Raw genomic sequence first — 16,233 nt, forward strand, 5'->3', positions numbered from 1 at the left:
ATCCTACAACGCTGGAGCGTCAGCGCCAATGGAATGTGTGACGCCGGCTGGGTCGCCTCGATGCACGCCGCGTTCGGGGTGCGCTATCGTTTCCACACGTAGCCGGGTTTCATCGGGCAGCGCTTTCAACAAGGTTGGTGATGTCGCTTGATTTGCAAGATTCGCCCTCTTCCTGCGGCCAGGTCCACCTTCGCGCAAATTGTCATCAAGGCTCGGAGAACCAGCATTCATATGCCGAGGCGAGCCTTGATCGTCAAGCTCCTGTAGGGGTCGAAGCGCTAGCCGCGCCCACTCGCAAGCTCGCTCATTTCATCGGCGGCGCTGATGCGGAACACCGAAACCGCGGCTTGCAACCTGAGCGCCTGGTCCTCCAGCGCCCGGGATGCAGCAGCAGCCTGTTCAACAAGCGCTGCGTTCTGCTGCGTGGCTTCGTCCATGTGGGTAACGGCACGGGAAACCTGGTCGATCCCCGTACTTTGCTCGACGGAAGCAGCGGCGATCTCGCCCATCATGTCGGTGACGCGTCGCACTGCACCGATGATCTCGTTCATCGTCTGACCCGCCTCATCAATCAGTCTCGAGCCGCTTTGCACGTGCTGAACCGAGTCGTCAATCAAGGCCCTGACTTCCTTCGCCGCCGATGAAGAGCGTTGCGCGAGGCCACGCACTTCGCTTGCAACCACAGCGAATCCGCGTCCCTGCTCGCCCGCACGCGCCGCTTCCACAGCAGCGTTCAGCGCAAGGATATTGGTCTGGAACGCGATGCTTTCGATAATATCGATAATGTCGCCAATCTTCGTCGAGCTTTGATTGATCTTGCCCATTGTGTCGACGACGCGCGTCATCATTTCGTTACCGACGTTCGCGATATCGGATGCCTTTGACGCCAGTCCGCTCGCTTGACGGGCGTTGTCCGCATTCTGCCTGACGGTGCCGGTCATCTCTTCCATGCTTGCCGCAGTTTCCTCAAGCGATGCCGCCTGCTCCTCGGTCCGACGCGACAGGTCGATATTGCCCGCGGCGATCTGGCCTGTCGCCGAAGCGATCGACTCGCTGCTGGCGCGCACCGTAGTCACCGTCTCGATGAGGCCGCGCTGCATCTCTGCGAGTCCATCCAGCAAACGGCCCATCTCGTCGCGCGACGACGCGACTACCGGCCTGCGCAGGTCGCCTTCCGTGATGTCCCTGAAATGGTCAAGCGCCCTGTTGAGTGGGCGTCCGATAGCACGGTCCAATGCAAACCACGCGTAGCACGCGGCCGCGAGCCCCAGCGCGATTGCCACAAGGCTGACGATGCGGGATGTCCTGAACGTTCTCTGTGCGGCTTCGTATCTTTCTTTCGCCGCGTCGTATTCGAACTTTTTCAGCGCATCGCCGCTGGCGACCATCTTCGCCGCGACTGCGGAAACAGCCGCTTCCTTCTTGCCGATCTCGGCATAGTCGCTACTCCGGACCGCTGCCTCGAGTGCATCAAGGGCGCGTCGCATGTCGTCGCGCCCGGAGGCAACCGCTTGCGCGAGACGATCCTCTGCCGCATCACGCGGCCCTTCAAGATACTTTTTCCACCACGCGTCGGACTGCTCGCCCATGCTGTGCGAGAGATCGAGTAAAGATGCAACCTGCGGCGTGCCTACGACAAGCGCAGCACGATCAAGCGCCGTTCGCGAGCGCGATGAATAAAGTTCCGCGTTGGCAAGGGCTATCGTGCCGGGTAACTGAACGGTGTAGGTCTGGCTGTTTGCCGTGTTCGCCTGACTCATACCGGCTTGACCAAGCGCACCCACGATCAACAGGAGTGCGCTGAGAAACGCCATGGTCATGCCAAGGCGTGCCCTAATCGTGAAGTTCATGTCCAGAAGTGCCTATGCGTGAGGCGACGACTGTTGAGTGCTCCGGCTTCCGAAAGGCACACCGCGCAGCGACGCCGTGAAAAAGCCCGGTTAGTGGAGGATCTTCGCGAGAAAATCTTTCGCGCGGTCCGACTTCGGATTCGCGAAGAATTCTTCCTTGCGGTCGTCTTCGACGATCAGGCCACGGTCCATGAAGATCACGCGGTGCGCGACCTTTTTCGCAAAGCCCATTTCGTGCGTGACGCACATCATCGTCATGCCTTCCTGCGCGAGTTCGACCATCACGTCGAGCACTTCGTTGATCATCTCCGGATCAAGCGCCGAAGTCGGCTCGTCGAACAGCATCGCGATCGGATCCATCGACAGCGCGCGCGCAATCGCTACACGCTGCTGCTGACCGCCGGAAAGCTGCCCCGGATATTTATCCGCATGTGCGCGCAGGCCGACGCGATCCAGCAGCTTCAGGCCCTTCGCGTTGGCTTCGTCTTTCGAGCGGCCGAGCACCTTGATCTGCGCGAGCGTCAGGTTTTCGGTAATCGACAGATGCGGGAAGAGTTCGAAGTGCTGGAACACCATGCCGACCTTCGCACGCAGCTTCGACAGGTTCGTCTTCCTGTCGCCGAGCGACTGGCCGTTGATCGTGATCTCACCCTGCTGGAACGGTTCGAGGCCGTTCACCGTCTTGATGAGTGTCGATTTGCCCGAACCCGACGGGCCGCACACCACGACCACTTCGCCCTTTTTCACTTCCGTCGTGCAACCGGTCAAGACCTGAAACTGGCCGTACCACTTCGAAACATTGCTAATGGAGATCATTTTGAAACCTGTCAACGTTAAGTCGATACCACCGCTGCCCTGCGGAATCAGCGTTGCACGCGCGTCTGATACCTGATTTCGAGCACACGCGCGTAGCGGGTCAACGGAAAGCACATCACGAAGTACAGCAGCGCGACCATCCCGTAGATCGGAAAGGGGCGAAACGCTGTGTTGGTAATCATCGACCCGGTCTTCGTCAGTTCGACAAACCCGATAATCGATGTCAGCGAAGTGCTTTTGACGACTTGCACGAGAAACCCGACTGTCGGCGCTACTGCGATCCGGAGCGCCTGAGGCCAGATGATGTAGCGCAACTGCTGGCCATATGTCATGCCGAGACTGGCCGCTGCGCCCCACTGGCCTCGTGGCACCGCGTCGACGCACCCACGCCAGATATCGACGAGATAGGCACTGGTGTAGAGCGTCAGCGTGACCGCTGCGGCGACCCACGGAGAAACATCGACACCGAGCAGCGGCAAGCCGAAGAAACCCAGGAACAGTTGCAGCACCAGTGGCGTGCCCTGGAACAGTTCGACATACCCTGTGACCACATACTGAAGTGCACGGTTTTTCGACACGCGCATCGCCAGCAGGATCGCGCCGACCACGCCTCCGCCTGCAAATGCGATCAAGGACAGCAACACCGTCCAGCGCGCCGCAATCACCAGATTGCGCGCGATGTCCCAGAGAGTGAAATCGCTCATCGCTTCCGCCCCGCAAAGAGACCCGCGCCAAACTGGTTCAGCATGCGTCGCAACACGATCGCCAGGCCCAGATAGATCGCCGTGATCACGAGATAAATTTCGAACGACCGGAAGTTGCGCGACTGGATGAAGTTGGCCGCGTACGTCAGATCCTGCACGGAGATTTGCGACACGACGGCGGATCCCAGCATCACGATCATGACCTGCCCGAGCAGTGCGGGAAACACGTTCGCAAGCGCCTGCGGCAGCACGACGTGCCGAAACACCTGCCGGCCCTGCAGACCCAGCGCGACTGCCGCCTGGACCTGTCCACGGGGAATCGAATCGATCCCCGCGCGAACGATTTCAGTGGCGTACGCGCCGAGGTTGACGGTCATCGCGAGCACCGCCGCCTCCATTTCGCCGATATGGATACCGAGACCCGGCAGTCCGAAAAACACGAAGAAAAGCTGCACGAGGAATGGCGTGTTGCGGATCAACTCGACATAGGCGCCCACCAGCGCGCGCGCCCAACGCGGACCCGCCGCGCCGACAGCGGCGCCGGCTACGCCGAGCGCCCCTCCGAGCGCGGTCGACACCGCCGTGAGTCCGAGCGTGATCGTCACACCACGCACGAGCAATCCGGTGTAAGTGTGCAGATCGCTAAAATTGAATGCGTAACTCATCGTGCACTCACAGATTCGCCGGCAACGGTGTCTTCAGCCACTTCTGCGAGATTGCATTCAGCGTGCCGTCCTTCTTTGCCTGCGCAATCGTCTCGTCGACCTTTTGCATCAGTCGCGTTTCGCTCTTGTTCAGGCCGACGTGGTCGGGTGAACTGAACAGTTCAAACTTCTGTTCGGGTTCAATCGCCGGATGGCGGGCAATAATCGTCGCGCCGACGTCGTTGCCCACTACCATCAACTGGGCCTGTCCGGAGAGGAACGCCGCGATCGCCCCGTTGGGATCGTCGAAGCGTTTGATGGTGGCGCTCGTGGGGGCCACCTTCGAGATGCTCAGGTCTTCGAGCGTGCCGCGCGCTACCGAGATCGTCTTGCCGGCGAGATCCGCCGGGCCTTTGACCGACACGTTTTTCGGACCGAACACCGCCAGGTAGTACGGCGCGTACGGCTGCGAGAAATCGATCACTTTCGCGCGTTCCGGTGTCTGACCGACGCTCAGCAGCATGTCCGCCTTGTGGTCGGCGAGGTACGCCATGCGGTTGTCGCCCGTTACCTGGACGAGTTCCACCTTCGCGTTCAGCGCCTTGCCGATCAGACTCGCCATGTCGATGTCGTAGCCGACCGGCTTCATATCGGAACCGATCGAACCAAACGGCGGATAGTCTTCAAAGACGCCGACGCGCACGACACCTGACTTCGCGATCGAGTCGAGCGCATCTGCATGCGCGGCCGGAGCCAGCGCGCCTAGCGTAACGCCGCAGGCAATCGACAGCGTCAGGACAGTGTTGCCGAGAAGGCGATTCGCAAAGCGCGAGCGAGATAAAGCATTCATGATGTGCTCCTCCAAAATTGTTTTGTGTTGAATTCAATCTGCACGACGCGCGGCAACGGATTTCCCGCGCGACCGTACTTTCCAGACCGACTGGCTAGGAGGCCTGACGAAGTGTCAGAACCTGCTTGATTTCCTGGAAGGCAGCAAGGCCAAACGGGCCCAGTTCGCGCCCGATGCTGCTGCGCTTGTAGCCGCCCCACGAGGTTTGCGGATAGATCAGCTGCGGCGTGTTGATCCACACCACACCGGCCTCCAGCGCGCGAGCGACCCGCTCGCCGCGTGCCTCGTCGGCGGTGACGACGGTCGCGACGAGCCCATACTCGCTGTCGTTTGCCATGTCGACGCATTCCTCTTCGGTGTCGAACACCCGCACGCACAGAACCGGGCCGAATATCTCGTCTCGCCACAGCGCGCTCGTCGGCGGTACATCGGCAAAAATCGTCGGCGCGATGAAAAAGCCCTGCTCCGGCGCGCCGGCTGGCCGGCCGCCGCCGGTGACGAGTCGCGCGCCGTCGGCAATACCCTGTTCGATATGGCCGCGCACCCGTTCGAACTGGGCGCGGTTCACGAGCGGCCCCATGCGCACACCGGGCGCAAACGGGTCGCCAACGACGATTCGCTCCGCGCGCTCGACAAGCTTCGCCAGCAACGTGGGCGCGAGTTCGCGCGCGACGAGCACCCGGCTCGTCGCGGAGCACATCTGTCCGCCGTTGAAGAACCCGCCCGCCTCGACCAGTTCGACCGCGAGATCGACGTCCGCATCGTCGAACACCATGATCGACGACTTGCCCCCGAGTTCGAGGCTCACGCCCTTCAATGTGTCGGCGGCTGTTTTCATCACGGTCTGGCCGACGCCTGTGCTACCGGTAAACGACACTTTTGCGACGCCAGGATGCGCGACAAGCGGGGCGCCCACATCTGCGCCAGTGCCCGTCACCGCGTTGAAAACGCCTGCCGGCAAACCGACCGATGCGATGATCGAGGCCAGTTCGAGTTCCGGCAGCGGCGTGATTTCGGAAGGCTTGAGCACGACCGCGCAGCCGGCCGCAAGCGCCGGAGCGAGCTTCCACGCTGTCGTCACCATCGGGAAATTCCACGGGACGATCAGCGCGGCCACGCCGCACGGCTCGCTGCGAATCCGTGCACGATGCTCGGTGCTGGGAATGCTGACCTCTTCGCTCGCCGCGTCGTCCAGCCGCCCGGCCAGTTGGGCGTAATAGCGGAACGTCCCGATCACATCGTCGACGTCCATGTGCGCTTCTTCTTGCGGCTTGCCGTTATTCAGCGACTGGAGCATTGCGAGACGCTCGCGTCGCACCTCGACTTCCGCAGCAATCGCGTACAGGTAGCGTGCGCGTTCGGCGCCGGTCGTCTGCCTCCACGTGCGAAACGCGCGGGTCGCCGCGGCCACCGCCAGTTCGACATCGTGCGCGGTACCCGCGGCCACGTCGGCCAGATGGGCCCCGGTCGCCGGGTTGACCACCGCGATCCGCCGACCCAGTGCGCCGTCGATCCAGCGGCCGTCGATGTAGTGCTGTGTAAGAAACTGCGTGTCGTTCCGCGCGTTCATGCCGCTCCTCCTGAAACGTGGTCGAACCACTTCTGTTCGTCGATTTCGATCAGCGTGGGCACGCGGCGTGCCGCTGCCTGCTTCAGTTCGCTCGCAAGCGCGGCCTGTGTGTCGGCCGTTACGGCGCAGCAGCCAAAGCCGCGCGCGATCGCGAGGAAGTCCGGCGTATAGATGTCGACGCCGATCGGCTCGATGTCGCGTTCGACCATGTACTTCCTGATCTCCGCGTAGCCGTGGTTGTTCCACAGCAGGATGATCACCGGCACGGCGGCTTCGACGGCGCTCGCCAGTTCGGGCAGCGTGAACTGCAGTCCGCCATCGCCGATCAGGCAGATCACGGGCCGGTTCCGGACTGCAAGCTGCGCGCCGATCGCGGCCGGCAAACCGTAGCCCAGCGTGCCGTAACCCGTCGACGAGTTGAACCACGACCTCGGAGCGGCCGCCTCGAAGACGAAATTGCCGGCGTACACGGGGCGCGTCGAATCGCCAACGATGACTGCATCGGGGAGCGTGTCCGATACCGTATCGAAGAGCGCTGCCAGCGAGCGGGTCGGCGCATCGTAACCGGCATCGACCTCGGCACGCACCGCGCTCACACGCGGCGCGCCCCAGCGGGCATCGCGCGGCGGGAGCGGGCGCGTTGCCAGGCGGGCGTCGAGCGCCGCGAGCCCGAGTTTCGCGTCGGCCGCGATAGCCACATCGGGCGCGAAGTTGCGCATCGACTGCTGGGCGTCGATATCGATCCGGACCAGCTTGCCATCGATGGCGAACCCGCCATCGAACACCACGTCGTAATCGGTCTCGCCCAGCTCGGTGCCGACTGCGAGCACGACGTCGGCCTCACGCACCAGCGCGCGCGGCGCGGGGAGCGACTGGGTCGAGCCGATCGACAGCGCATGACCGCGCGGCAACAGGCCCTTTGCGTTGATCGTCAGTGCTACCGGCGCCTGCAGGCGTTCGGCCAGTGCACGTAATTCGGCGGCGGCTTCGATCGCCCCGCCACCGGCCAGGATCAGCGGGCGCTTCGCGCCTGCCAGCAGGTCGGCGGCCGCGTCGAGCGCAGCGGGCGCACCGGCTGGTTTAGCGGGAAATACCGCCGCGCCGCGTGGCGTTGCCCGGGCGGGAGCAACGATCACGTCGAGCGGAATTTCGATGTGAACCGGCCGCGGCCGGTCGCTCGCGAAGACCGCAAACGCGCGCGCCAGCACCTGCGGCAGTTCGTCCGCATTGAGCAGCGTGTGGGAGAACGCGGTGAGCCCTGCGAAGACGCTGTGCTGCGACGGCAGTTCGTGCAGGCGGCCAGCGCCACTACCGAGCTGCTGTGTGGCGTTGACACTGGAAATCACCAGCATCGGGATCGAATCGGCGTAAGCCTGCGCCATCGCGGTCGCGATGTTCGTCATGCCCGGCCCGGTGATGATGAAGCACACACCGGGCTTGCCGGTCACGCGGGCATAGCCATCGGCCATGAAACCCGCGCCCTGCTCGTGGCGCGGTGTGACGTGGCGCAGCGTCGAGGCCGCCAGCCCGCGATACAGCTCGACGGTATGAACGCCTGGAATGCCGAACACGAGTTCGACGCCGTGGTGTTCAAGCAGCCCCACAAGCGCCTCACCGCAGGTCTGCCCGGTAACCGCCTGAGGCTGCAGGTGCCCGCCCGGGTGGCCGAAGATCGATGTGGTTTCAGGAAAGTTCATGAGACGTCTTCGAATTGATCAGTTGCCGGTGCATGCCTGTCTCCGGATGTGTGTTTGTTGGCCTATTCTTGTTCCGCGGCGTGCACACGGCAATCGAGTAATTTGCATGCTCGCCATGTTCTGGGCTCATGGCCTCAATCAGGAGGGTCATTCACTCCGATGATCTGGGCGCGCAAATCGGCGCACATGATGCGAAGTGAGTCGGGAAGCCCGACCGGCCATCATGAGTTTTTCAAATGCTGGAAGGTATCGACGATGCGCCGCCTGGCGCCGCTGAACGCGTATTCACGCGACGCGCGAAGGAGCTCGCGCCGACGAAGGAAGGCGAACAGTTTTTGCCGGCAGTGAAAGAGCGCTTCTCGCGGATCGAGGAGGTTTCGCTGCGGCTAACCCGGCAGCGCACCGACCGCGCGCTGAAGGTACCCACCCAGCGCATCAGGCAGGAAGAGACGTTTCGGACGCAATGCGCCGGTCAACGTTTCATTTTCAGGTACAAACGGCTCAACTGCGGTCGCGAATGCACCCACAGCCGGGACGCCAGCCAGCCGGGCGGCCGGTCGCGCACTTCGAGGCGGAAGACTGACCGTTCGACGGCCGTGCTGCCCGCGAGCGCCTTTCCGCGCTGGTTCGGACCCATCTCGCAGGTATAGAAATACCGAAAGCCCGCCTCAAGGGCGACCTGGCGGTAATCGTCATCGAAATAGCCCTGCGGCCAGCAGAGATGATCGGACGCGCCGCCAAGCCGGTCGAAGGCGAGACGGGAATCGATCAGATCCTGCCGGAGCAACGCACGCCTGCGCGCGCGATCAGGTTCGACGTGGTCCCAGCGCACGTGCCGATGCGTGTGACTGTGAAATTCAAACGTATTCGCGCGCCGCATGGCATCGATTTCGGACCATCGAACGATCACACGGTCGGGCTCCCCGTTTTCGATGGCCGACTCCCCGTCCTTATGGCTGAGCAGCGTGGGCAACGACTCGCGCGCGCCCGCATGGGGGCGCGGTGCACCCTCGCCCGGCCACGCGGTCACAAGGAAACACAACGCGGTAAAGCCGTGGCGCTCCAGCACCGGGTGTGCGTGCACCCAGTTGTCGAGATAGCCGTCGTCGAACGTGATGACAATGGAATTGCGCGGCAGCGGTGTGCCAGCAAGGTACGCGGCGAACTCAGCGGAGCCGGTGGTCCGATATCCCGCTTTCGCCAGGTACGCCATCTGCGCAGCGAAATTTGCGGGCGAAACCGTAATCATGCCTGGCGACGTGCTGATGTGGTGGTACATCAGGACGGGCACCGTCCTCGCGTACTGCGTCATCCGGTTTTCCGCCGTTCGCGCAAGCCGCGCCGATAATATTCGACGGTCTCGCACGCCATTGCGTCGACTGTAAAGCTGAAGTCGGTCAGCAGCCGGCCGGCGCGGCCAAGCCGGGCACGCAGCCGGGGATCGTCAACCAGCTGCACAATGGCCGTTCGCAGCGCGTCGATATCATGCGGCGGCACGAGCAGACCATTTACACCGTGGTTAATGAGTTCCGGCACACCGTCCACGTCGCTGCCGATTACCGCCAGGCCGCTCGCCATCGCTTCAATATACGACTGGCCGAGCGCCTCCTGATGCGTCGGCAGCACGAACAGGTCGCAGCCACGCAGCACATTGGGAATATCGGTGCGAAAACCGAGTAGATGAATGCGATCTGCGAGCCGGAGTCGGTCGACAATCTCCTTGACCTTATCGAAACAAGGGCCGTCTCCCGCCATGACGATGTGCAGCCCAGGCCGCCCGGCGAGCAAGGGTCGAACTGCCGCGATCAGATCCTCGTGGCCCTTCTTGTCGCGCATGATTGCGACCATGCCAATGACCGTAGAATCCGCATTGATACCCAGTTCGGCGCGCAAGGTGGAATGCGACAGCGGCTCGTGCCTGGCTATACCGTCATAGATGGTCTCGACCCGCCTTCTTGATACGCCTGCGGAGACCAGGTAGTCACGCACATGCCGGCTGACCGCGATCACGCGATGGGGAATCCATGTGTAGGTGGCGAGGGAGTTGATTGGCAACGCCAGATGCCGTGTGCGAACGACAAGAGGTGTGCCCGCAAGGCGCCCGGCGAACCCTGCAATAATGCTGTCGTGACCGCTGTGCGTGTTCAGTACATCGAACCTTTTGCGACACAGCAAATCCCTGATTGTCATCAGCGACCGCGCGTCTGCGCCGCCTCTCATGGGCGCATGATGAACAGCGAAGCCCTCTCCCCGTGCCCGTACACCGAGTTGCGCATCCTGCGGGCACACCACCTCCACGGAATGGTTCATCCCTCTTAGCGCAATCATCTCCTTCAGAGTACGGTGTTCTTGCCCTCCCCAGCCGCTGGATGATTCGCTATGCAAAATCTTCAGTGCTTTCATTGCCCTTCCCCAACAACCTGAAATTTGCATCGTGCGTAATATACCGTAACAAAGTAGCGGGCGTGAGTGCGTTTTGCCGGTATTGACAGATAATTTTCCGCGTTGGTCAGGCGTTCGCTGAGCATGAACGGCTGCGGCCAGGCCGTCTCTTCAAGCGGGCTTCCGTGATTTCCCCAGGTTAGCCTTAAGCTTTCCTTAAGATCCGCGAAACCCACCCTCCCTCGAACGCGTTCATTTTGCGCAGACAACCTTAAGCGACGCTGATGGCAGGCAGCGCGATGACCGGTTGCGTTATCTGGCGGCAAGCACGCGACAGCCGCTTTCAGGTGGGCGCGAGGCAGCATCCCCGACCTTCCGGAACTGCTATTCTTTGTCTCGCGACCCACACAGGGTCGTACGTACGTGACACCCCAAGCCCCAGCGCCTGGCCTCAGGCGAGACAGGACTTCAAATGTTCGGCTTTCTGCGCGGCTACTTTTCCCACGATCTCGCAATTGATCTTGGCACTTCAAACACGCTGATCTACATGCGCGGGAAGGGCATCGTCCTCGACGAACCCTCCGTCGTGTCGATTCGCCAGGAAGGCGGCCCGAACGGCAAAAAAACCATTCTGGCGGTGGGCAAGGAAGCCAAGGAGATGCTCGGCAAGGTGCCGGGCAACATTGAAGCCATCCGCCCGATGAAGGACGGCGTGATCGCCGACTTCAACATCACCGAGCAGATGATCAAGCAGTTTATCCGGATGGCGCATGCGCCCCGTATGTTTGCGCCGTCTCCGCGCATCATCATCTGCGTGCCGTGCGGTTCGACCCAGGTCGAACGACGTGCGATCAAGGAAGCCGCGCATAGCGCGGGCGCCTCGCAGGTCTACCTGATCGAGGAACCGATGGCCGCCGCAACCGGCGCCGGCCTGCCTGTTTCCGAAGCCACGGGCTCGATGGTGGTCGATATCGGCGGCGGCACGACGGAAGTCGGCGTGATCTCGCTCGGCGGCATCGTGTACAAGGGTTCGGTGCGCGTCGGCGGCGACAAGTTTGACGAAGCCATCGTCAACTACATCCGCCGCAACTACGGCATGCTCATTGGCGAACAAACGGCCGAAGCCATCAAGAAGGAAATCGGCTCGGCGTTCCCCGGATCGGAAGTCAGGGAAATGGAAGTGAAGGGCCGCAATATGTCGGAAGGCATCCCGCGCAGCTTCACGGTTTCCAGCAATGAAATCCTCGAAGCGCTGACCGATCCGCTGAACCAGATCGTGTCGGCGGTAAAGATCGCGCTCGAACAGACGCCTCCGGAACTCGGCGCCGACATCGCCGGGCGCGGCATCATGCTCGCAGGCGGCGGCGCGCTGCTACGCGATCTCGACCGCCTGCTCGCGGAAGAAACCGGCCTGCCGGTGTTCGTCGCCGAAGACCCGCTGACGTGCGTCGTGCGCGGCTCGGGCATGGCGCTCGAGCGCATGGATAAATTCGGCAGTATCTTTTCGTACGATTGACGGTGGCGGCGATGACACCGCCACCGCATTCCGCAACCCATCCGCCTGCCCTTCCAGCGACTTCGCCGTAGTCACGGCTTGAAGAACTGGACCCAGTCCCGCCAAGCCGAGGAAAGCTTTGTCCGTGATTTGACGTACCGCGAAAGCGAAGTCGGAGGCTTCATGTATCAACGGTCTCCACGACTGCCAGATTCGAACTCACAGCGATCGGCCGGCGGTTCCCACGCCATGTACCGGGTGAGTGAAGGTGTAATGCATTGAAACGCCTCGTCAGCATCGGCCGCGGAGAGAGGTCTAAGAACAATCCGCGATGATTCAATCTGGATATTCATCGGGGCGTCGGTTCGAGTTGCTGTCTCAAAAAATGCCTCTCGTGCTGGCCGCTGAAACCGCAGAGGCGACCGAATTCGGTATAGCCAAGCTTTTTGTAGAATCCGGGTGCCTGAAAGCTTAGCGTGTCGAGAAACGCGCGTTTGCATCCCCTCTGCAGGGCCTGGCTTTCAGCTGCCGCCATTAGGCTGGAAGCTAATCCCCCTTTCCGCGAACGCTCGTCCACCCATAGGAACTGAATCTCAAGGTATTCCCGGTAGGTTTTCCCCGTCAGGCCGGCAATAATCCGCTTCTCGTCGTCGCGGATGAAAACGCTCAGCGTCCGGACGTCCTCGTTCGTAAACGCTGCGTTTTGTACGCGCGCGTCTGTGCAATCACGAACTCTTCGTCAATAACGTCGGGGGTATCGGTTACTTCGAGCCGCAGAGGAATAGGTTGCATTGAGATAGATATTGCATTGTTGACGATCTTTGCGGCATTGTCGAACATCTCATCCTGGGCCGGCTTGTGCCCGTCGACGATCGGCAGCACACGACACGATTGACGCCGATGCTACGAGTGCGGTGCATTCACTACGGAATCACTGAAGGTTTGCGACAGTCACGGATTGCTCCTGCGAATTGGAGATCGGATCTTCAAGTCTCCCAGTTGATGGAATGTCCATGGCTTGGCTCCCCATCCCGACTCCTCTACAATTGACGCGTGAACACAATCTGCGTCAACCGGACTACCACGATGAGCCGGCCGCTGAATATGGATTTGCGTGCCCGCGCGGAACTGCTTACCTATCTGGTCGCATCGCACCTGCTGACGCGCGAGATGACCGGTGAGTGGCTTTCCGTAGAGCACGTCGTTGAATCCACCAAGCTGTGGCTCTCTTCGAACGGGGGCGGCGCCGACCTGATGCAGCGTGCGCACCTGGCGAGTCAGGCGCTGGATATTGCGAAGCGCATTGCACTCACGTCGGCAACCCGGTTCGATTCCAAAACCGTTACCGGCATGTTCTGCGAGAATCTGCGCCTGGACTTTCGTTCGGCTGCGGTGAGGGAGACCTACCAGACGTGCCTGAACCGGCTGGTCAGTCAAAGATGGTATTAGTTGCAGGCACCGCGACAATTCAGGTGCGGTCCACGTCCGAGGAAACGATGACCGATAACGTTGAGGTCAATGTTGTGCCGGGTGGCCAGTCGGGCGGCCCGCTTGATGCCGCTTGCGCTCATGTCCTCCAGGTCACCCATGCACGGTGCGCTGCGGTCATCGCGCTTGACGGTGAAGCGGGCTCCGGTTACTCGGTCAGGGGGCCGCTTGACGCACAGGTTCTGCTACCCGATATCCTGGAGCAGATGGCACAGACATTACGCCTGCAGCTTGCCAGAAATCTGAATTGAGCATGCGCGAGAGCACGTATCTTGAGCTGAGGGCGAAACTCGCCATCCTCGACGAGCAGATTGAGCGCGCCAGGGCCGCCGAACGGTCCGCAGCGATCGAACGGATCCGCGAACTCATGGACGAATACAACATCTCACCCCACGAAGTCGTGACCCGACGGCGCGGCCGGCCGCCGGTGCCACCGCGCTATAGAAATCCTGCAACCGGGCAAACCTGGACGGGATGGGGCAAACGGCCCGCCTGGCTCGGTGGAAAGAATTCACGCGAGTTCCTCGTCGCAAGAAGTACCTGACCCACGTCATTACCCAGGCCAGGAAGAAGCTGCGTCTCAAACTGCAGAACGGTTACATTATGTGCGGCAAGCACGAAGAAGGCCCAATGCCCCGTAGCGACCCCACAACGGACGGCCGTGCAAATTCGAACACAACGGCAGCTTCCTGGTGTACAGCGGCCGTTGCTACACAGCCGAGGTCCAGCGAGCGACAGGTCATCGATAACCGCGGCTTCGGAAAGACCAGTGCCAAGTGCGAGGAGTCTGTAGTTTCCCGTCAGACTGACCGAGCATGACCATGGCGAATCACGAGGTAGCTTCAGTGAGGATCAGCCCGACGGAGGCGCGCTCGGCGTAGTACTTTGCCATCAGCGCATTGGGCACCCGTTCGTCACCGGCGCGCTTACGGGTCAACGGGACCATGATGATGCGGTTCGGTAACGTGAGATCGCCAATCTGGAGGGGGTCACAAAGTGTCGGCATAAGAGTCGACTTTTCCTGGCGGATCCAGGGCCCGCAACAATGAAATCAACGTGATGAGTGAGCGGACCGAAGTCCCGCTAGGCGCTATCTATGAAAGACGTTGTTACGCGTCGAGGCAACCCTGACGTGATGATCCCAGGCATCATTGAAGTCACGGCCTGACCCGACAGGCCTACCCCTCGCGTGCGAACGCGCGCGACGGGCGAGCGCTCCGGTGCCGTCAGTGCGGCGCCGCGTCGTTCAGATAGACGCCCGTCGACAGCCCGGCCTTCACCTGTCGCGTGAACTCGTCGGTGGACACTTCCTCCGCGCCGGCCTCGATCGCGTCGTACGCCTGGCGCACGACGTCGGCCGGCGTTGCCTTCGGCACTTCCAGCCCGCGCGTCAGATCCGTATCGATAAAGCCGGCATGCAGCCCGACGACCTGCGTGCGCTGCTCGCGCAGCGATTGGCGCAGGCCGTTGGTCAGCGCCCACGCGGCCGACTTCGACACGCCGTAGCCCGACAGGATCGGCCGGTTCACCCAGCTCGCGACGGACAGCACGTTCAGGATCGCGCCGCCGCCGTTGCCGGCGAGGCTCCCCGCGAACGCTCGCGACATCGCCAGCATCCCGAACACGTTGGTTTCGAAGTGATCGCGCAACGCGTCGAGCGCGCCGTCGTCCGTCAGGCTGCCGAGCCGCGCGATGCCCGCGTTGTTGATCAGCAGCGTGACGTCGCGCGCCGCGTCGGCGACCGCGGCCACGGCCGCCGGATCAGTCACGTCGAGCTTCACGGGCACCACGCCCGGCAGCGTCACGCTGGCCGGATCGCGCGCGCCCGCATAAACCTTCCGCGCCCCTCTTTCGAGCGCCTGTTTCGCGAACTCGAGGCCAAGCCCGCGGTTCGCGCCCGTCACGAAAACGACAGCACCTTCGATCTTCATAATCCTTCCTTTCGCATGATGAATCGCATGCGCGTCGGCTCGCCGCGCGTGAGATCTGGTGGAAGCAAGGCTGCATTCGCTTACCGAGCCGTTGCGCCGTGCCTTCCCGTGCAGCAGTTAATCGCGTCGCGCAGCCGGCGCCGGATTGCTTTTGTCGAACGATTCGTGACAACTCACGCACCGCATCCGATGGGCGAAGGATATACCTATGAAAATCATAGTGTCAAGTGTGACGTAGCTTTACTGACGATTTCCTGTGAAGTTGACAGTTCATGACGACGCCGTTCACCCGACCGCTGAGCGTGCCGGGATCGACCGCCCCCGGCGTCCCCGTAGCAGCGGTTTCCCTGTGGTAATGCGTCGCGAGCTGACACCCTCCTGACAAGGGGAGACACCATGCAACTGAGTGGGTCGCGCTTGCCCGGCAAGGACATTACACACCTGCAAATCACATCATTCGCCAACGTCCGAGTCGGATGCACGACGGCTTGTTGGCCTCCCCCCGCGACAGCGTGCGAGACAAGCGACACCATGCTGGCCGATGCGGGATCTTCGTTCGTCCTATCGAAAACCCGTATGCGATTAAATCTTTTGCGATTGACATCCGCCAACCTCTCACTCATGATGCAACGCATGCGATCACATCGCATGCGATTTAAAGCCGCTTAACACCCTTATTCACAAAGGAATTCATCATGAGCAAGATCGAAAAAGTCCTCCACTCGGGCAACAGCCACGCCACGGTCAATCGCGACCCCAATGTCAAGCGCGGTGAGCTCGGCGTCCTCGACCTCAAGCTGTCAGCG

15 protein-coding genes and 2 pseudogenes are annotated in these 16,233 nt (G+C 61.8%); 5 read left to right on the top strand and 12 right to left on the bottom strand.

Translation table 11 applies throughout. The annotated features are described in order from the left end of the window. Nucleotides 1–278 precede the first annotated feature (278 nt). The 7 genes from P3T16_RS31040 to P3T16_RS31070 all read right to left on the bottom strand — a co-directional run bounded on the left by P3T16_RS31040 (nucleotide 279) and on the right by P3T16_RS31070 (nucleotide 8,131). A complete protein-coding gene (locus P3T16_RS31040; RefSeq protein WP_429345151.1) occupies nucleotides 279–1,850 on the bottom strand; it encodes a methyl-accepting chemotaxis protein in 1,572 nt (523 codons plus the stop codon). Between the two features lie 90 nt (nucleotides 1,851–1,940). Next, nucleotides 1,941–2,666 carry an amino acid ABC transporter ATP-binding protein gene (locus tag P3T16_RS31045; RefSeq protein WP_429345152.1) on the bottom strand — a complete coding sequence of 242 codons (726 nt, stop codon included), beginning with the start codon at nucleotides 2,664–2,666 and terminating at the stop codon, nucleotides 1,941–1,943. Between the two features lie 47 nt (nucleotides 2,667–2,713). Continuing rightward, complete coding sequence (locus P3T16_RS31050; protein ID WP_429345153.1) at nucleotides 2,714–3,370, bottom strand: amino acid ABC transporter permease; 657 nt, start codon at nucleotides 3,368–3,370, stop codon at nucleotides 2,714–2,716. After that, nucleotides 3,367–4,035: an amino acid ABC transporter permease gene (locus P3T16_RS31055; RefSeq protein ID WP_429260465.1), complete on the bottom strand. Its 669-nt coding sequence runs from the start codon at nucleotides 4,033–4,035 to the stop codon at nucleotides 3,367–3,369. Before P3T16_RS31055 ends, P3T16_RS31050 begins: the two co-directional genes overlap by 4 nt. A 7-nt stretch (nucleotides 4,036–4,042) precedes the next feature. After that, a complete protein-coding gene (locus P3T16_RS31060; protein ID WP_429345154.1) occupies nucleotides 4,043–4,864 on the bottom strand; it encodes a transporter substrate-binding domain-containing protein in 822 nt (273 codons plus the stop codon). Between the two features lie 94 nt (nucleotides 4,865–4,958). After that, nucleotides 4,959–6,434, bottom strand: a complete 1,476-nt coding sequence (locus P3T16_RS31065) for an aldehyde dehydrogenase family protein (protein ID WP_429345155.1) — start codon at nucleotides 6,432–6,434, stop codon at nucleotides 4,959–4,961. Then, nucleotides 6,431–8,131 (bottom strand): 5-guanidino-2-oxopentanoate decarboxylase, encoded by a 1,701-nt coding sequence (locus tag P3T16_RS31070; protein WP_429345156.1) that lies wholly within the window; start codon nucleotides 8,129–8,131, stop codon nucleotides 6,431–6,433. Before P3T16_RS31070 ends, P3T16_RS31065 begins: the two co-directional genes overlap by 4 nt. A 281-nt stretch (nucleotides 8,132–8,412) precedes the next feature. On the opposite strand from P3T16_RS31070, the pseudogene P3T16_RS31075 reads away from it, so the two are divergent. Then, nucleotides 8,413–8,559: pseudogene (locus P3T16_RS31075) on the top strand (LysR family transcriptional regulator); the annotation flags it as partial. 44 nt (nucleotides 8,560–8,603) lie between these two features. Here the strand turns inward: P3T16_RS31075 and P3T16_RS31080 are convergent. Together P3T16_RS31080 and P3T16_RS31085 are read right to left on the bottom strand one after the other, a co-directional pair. Further along, nucleotides 8,604–9,443 carry a polysaccharide deacetylase family protein gene (locus P3T16_RS31080; RefSeq protein ID WP_429345157.1) on the bottom strand — a complete coding sequence of 280 codons (840 nt, stop codon included), beginning with the start codon at nucleotides 9,441–9,443 and terminating at the stop codon, nucleotides 8,604–8,606. Beyond that, on the bottom strand, nucleotides 9,440–10,534 hold the full coding sequence (locus tag P3T16_RS31085) for a glycosyltransferase family 4 protein (protein WP_429345158.1): 1,095 nt from the start codon (nucleotides 10,532–10,534) through the stop codon (nucleotides 9,440–9,442). Before P3T16_RS31085 ends, P3T16_RS31080 begins: the two co-directional genes overlap by 4 nt. Before the next feature lie 451 nt (nucleotides 10,535–10,985). Between P3T16_RS31085 and P3T16_RS31090 the strand changes: the two genes are divergently transcribed. Further along, nucleotides 10,986–12,029 carry a rod shape-determining protein gene (locus P3T16_RS31090; protein WP_429260471.1) on the top strand — a complete coding sequence of 348 codons (1,044 nt, stop codon included), beginning with the start codon at nucleotides 10,986–10,988 and terminating at the stop codon, nucleotides 12,027–12,029. Nucleotides 12,030–12,357: 328 nt separating this feature from the next. Here the strand turns inward: P3T16_RS31090 and P3T16_RS31095 are convergent, their stop codons facing one another. Further along, nucleotides 12,358–12,678 (bottom strand): GNAT family N-acetyltransferase, encoded by a 321-nt coding sequence (locus tag P3T16_RS31095; protein WP_429260481.1) that lies wholly within the window; start codon nucleotides 12,676–12,678, stop codon nucleotides 12,358–12,360. Between the two features lie 416 nt (nucleotides 12,679–13,094). Here P3T16_RS31095 and P3T16_RS31100 point away from each other — a divergent pair, with 416 nt between their 5' ends. The 3 genes from P3T16_RS31100 to P3T16_RS31110 are packed head-to-tail and all read left to right on the top strand — an operon-like array spanning nucleotide 13,095 to nucleotide 14,040. Next, nucleotides 13,095–13,457 (top strand): hypothetical protein, encoded by a 363-nt coding sequence (locus P3T16_RS31100; protein ID WP_429260473.1) that lies wholly within the window; start codon nucleotides 13,095–13,097, stop codon nucleotides 13,455–13,457. Nucleotides 13,458–13,504: 47 nt separating this feature from the next. Continuing rightward, nucleotides 13,505–13,747 (top strand): hypothetical protein, encoded by a 243-nt coding sequence (locus P3T16_RS31105; protein ID WP_429260474.1) that lies wholly within the window; start codon nucleotides 13,505–13,507, stop codon nucleotides 13,745–13,747. A gap of 2 nt (nucleotides 13,748–13,749) precedes the next feature. Continuing rightward, complete coding sequence (locus tag P3T16_RS31110; RefSeq protein WP_429345159.1) at nucleotides 13,750–14,040, top strand: H-NS family nucleoid-associated regulatory protein; 291 nt, start codon at nucleotides 13,750–13,752, stop codon at nucleotides 14,038–14,040. A 288-nt stretch (nucleotides 14,041–14,328) separates the two neighbouring features. On the opposite strand, the pseudogene P3T16_RS31115 reads toward P3T16_RS31110, so the two are convergent. Together P3T16_RS31115 and P3T16_RS31120 are read right to left on the bottom strand one after the other, a co-directional pair. Next, nucleotides 14,329–14,502 (bottom strand): annotated as a pseudogene (locus P3T16_RS31115) (alkene reductase); the annotation flags it as partial. A gap of 220 nt (nucleotides 14,503–14,722) precedes the next feature. Beyond that, nucleotides 14,723–15,427, bottom strand: coding sequence for an SDR family oxidoreductase (locus tag P3T16_RS31120; RefSeq protein WP_429345160.1), 705 nt, complete (start codon nucleotides 15,425–15,427; stop codon nucleotides 14,723–14,725). Between the last annotated feature and the right edge of the window lie 806 nt (nucleotides 15,428–16,233).

The organism is Paraburkholderia sp. GAS42 (assembly GCF_050436565.1).
GTDB lineage: Bacteria > Pseudomonadota > Gammaproteobacteria > Burkholderiales > Burkholderiaceae > Paraburkholderia.

Excerpts from the sequence above, each read along its gene's own strand:
- P3T16_RS31040 (WP_429345151.1), bottom strand. The coding sequence starts at position 1,850 with ATGAACTTCACGATTAGGGCACGCCTTGGCATGACCATGGCGTTTCTC.
- P3T16_RS31045 (WP_429345152.1), bottom strand. The coding sequence starts at position 2,666 with ATGATCTCCATTAGCAATGTTTCGAAGTGGTACGGCCAGTTTCAGGTC.
- P3T16_RS31050 (WP_429345153.1), bottom strand. The coding sequence starts at position 3,370 with ATGAGCGATTTCACTCTCTGGGACATCGCGCGCAATCTGGTGATTGCG.
- P3T16_RS31055 (WP_429260465.1), bottom strand. The coding sequence starts at position 4,035 with ATGAGTTACGCATTCAATTTTAGCGATCTGCACACTTACACCGGATTG.
- P3T16_RS31060 (WP_429345154.1), bottom strand. The coding sequence starts at position 4,864 with ATGAATGCTTTATCTCGCTCGCGCTTTGCGAATCGCCTTCTCGGCAAC.
- P3T16_RS31065 (WP_429345155.1), bottom strand. The coding sequence starts at position 6,434 with ATGAACGCGCGGAACGACACGCAGTTTCTTACACAGCACTACATCGAC.
- P3T16_RS31070 (WP_429345156.1), bottom strand. The coding sequence starts at position 8,131 with ATGAACTTTCCTGAAACCACATCGATCTTCGGCCACCCGGGCGGGCAC.
- P3T16_RS31080 (WP_429345157.1), bottom strand. The coding sequence starts at position 9,443 with ATGACGCAGTACGCGAGGACGGTGCCCGTCCTGATGTACCACCACATC.
- P3T16_RS31085 (WP_429345158.1), bottom strand. The coding sequence starts at position 10,534 with ATGAAAGCACTGAAGATTTTGCATAGCGAATCATCCAGCGGCTGGGGA.
- P3T16_RS31090 (WP_429260471.1), top strand. The coding sequence starts at position 10,986 with ATGTTCGGCTTTCTGCGCGGCTACTTTTCCCACGATCTCGCAATTGAT.
- P3T16_RS31100 (WP_429260473.1), top strand. The coding sequence starts at position 13,095 with ATGAGCCGGCCGCTGAATATGGATTTGCGTGCCCGCGCGGAACTGCTT.
- P3T16_RS31105 (WP_429260474.1), top strand. The coding sequence starts at position 13,505 with ATGACCGATAACGTTGAGGTCAATGTTGTGCCGGGTGGCCAGTCGGGC.
- P3T16_RS31110 (WP_429345159.1), top strand. The coding sequence starts at position 13,750 with ATGCGCGAGAGCACGTATCTTGAGCTGAGGGCGAAACTCGCCATCCTC.
- P3T16_RS31120 (WP_429345160.1), bottom strand. The coding sequence starts at position 15,427 with ATGAAGATCGAAGGTGCTGTCGTTTTCGTGACGGGCGCGAACCGCGGG.